Annotated in this window: 2 protein-coding genes; both read left to right on the top strand. The window is 65.2% G+C overall.

Features of this window, described 5'->3' with window-relative positions:
* On the top strand, positions 1–1232 hold a 1232-nt coding region (locus tag EN991_RS35515), incomplete at its 5' end, for an ATP-binding protein (RefSeq protein ID WP_164769635.1).
* A partial coding sequence (locus EN991_RS35510; protein ID WP_127370473.1) for a response regulator occupies positions 1229–1572 on the top strand: 344 nt, incomplete at its 3' end. The genes EN991_RS35515 and EN991_RS35510, both read left to right, overlap by 4 nt.

The following is a 1572-nucleotide window of genomic DNA, read 5'->3' as shown; positions in this document are numbered from 1 at the left end:
GTTTCCTTGTCTTTGTCACCGATGAACGAGGCGTCGTGCTGGCCACCAGCCAGCCCGACTGGCGGTTTCGTGCGCTGGCACCACTGTCGGCCGAGGACGTGGCCGCCGCCCATGAGCAACTGCAATTGGCCGATGCTGCCTTCGAGCCGCTGCCGTTCAGACGCGGCGCCGGCGATGGCCTGGCGACGATCGACAACGCCGGAAAACCACGCCAGTTCGTCGAGGTGGTGCAGGATTTGCCCGGTGCAGTCCCAGGCTGGCGTCTGTGGCTGCTGACGCCCGCCGACGCTGCTCTCTCCTCGGCCGCCAATACGGCGCGCCTGACCACGCTCCTGGGCTTGCTGCTTCTAGGCCTGCTTGCCTACGTGCTGACCCGGCGCCGGCGAACGCGCAGGCTAAGGCAGGAAGCGCTGGCGCGCATGAATGTCGAACTGGAAAGCCGGGTCAGCACGCGAACGGCCGAGCTGACGCGCTCCAACACCGCACTTGCCGGCGAAATCGCCGAGCGCGAGAATGCCGAAGCCAAGGTCCGCCGATTGCGCGACGATCTCGCCCAGGCCAACCGGCTTTCCATCCTCGGCCAGATCGCCGCCGGCGTGGCGCATGAGATCAACCAGCCGGTCGCCGCCATCCGCACCTATGCCGAGAATGCAGGTCGTTTTCTGGACAGCGGCAAGACCGGATCGGCCAGCGGCAATCTGACATCGATCGTTTCGATGACCGAACGCATCGGCGCGATCACCGGCACCTTGCGCACTTTCGCCCGCCGGCCGGGCGTCGCCGCTTCGCCGCTGCCGGTGCGCGAGGCGATCGACGGCGCGCTGTCGCTGCTGTCAGGCCGCATACGCGATTCCGGCGTCACCATCGTCAGGCCGCGCGGCAATGCCTCGCCGGTGGTCATGGCGAGCCGCATCCGGCTGGAGCAGATCCTGGTCAATCTTTTGCAAAATGCATTGGACGCGATGAAGGACCAGCCCGATCCCCGCATCGAGATCGAACTTGCCGAGCGCGACGACAGGGTGCTGATTTCGGTGCGCGACAATGGACCCGGCCTTGGTCCGGAGGCGGCTGGCAATCTGTTCATGCCGTTCCAGACCACCAAGGAGAAGGGGCTTGGCCTGGGGCTGGTGATCTCGCAGGAGATCGCCCAGGAATTGGGCGGCACGCTGCGGCTCGATCCCGGCAATGGCAGCGGCGCATCCTTCACCATCGATTTGAGGCGAATTGAATGACAGACGGATCAGGGCTGGTCGCGCTCGTCGACGACGATGCGGACCTCCTTCACGCCACCACGCAATTGCTCGAGCTTGCCGGCTTCACGGTGGTCGCACTCGACGCCGCCGAGGCAGCACTTGCCGTCGTCGACAGGAATTTCGAGGGCGTCGTCGTCAGCGATATCCGCATGCCGGGCATGAATGGTCTGCAGCTGTTCGATCGCATCAAGGCGATCGATCCGGATATACCCGTGATCCTGGTCACCGGGCATGGCGACGTCGATCTCGCGGTGGCCGCGCTCAAGGACGGCGTCTACGATTTCATCCCGAAACCCTATGCCGGCGATCGCCTTGTCGA

Source organism: Mesorhizobium sp. M7A.F.Ca.US.005.03.2.1, from assembly GCF_003997795.1.
In the GTDB taxonomy this organism is placed as follows: domain Bacteria; phylum Pseudomonadota; class Alphaproteobacteria; order Rhizobiales; family Rhizobiaceae; genus Mesorhizobium; species Mesorhizobium ciceri.
This window is presented reverse-complemented; position numbering and strand designations above follow the sequence as displayed.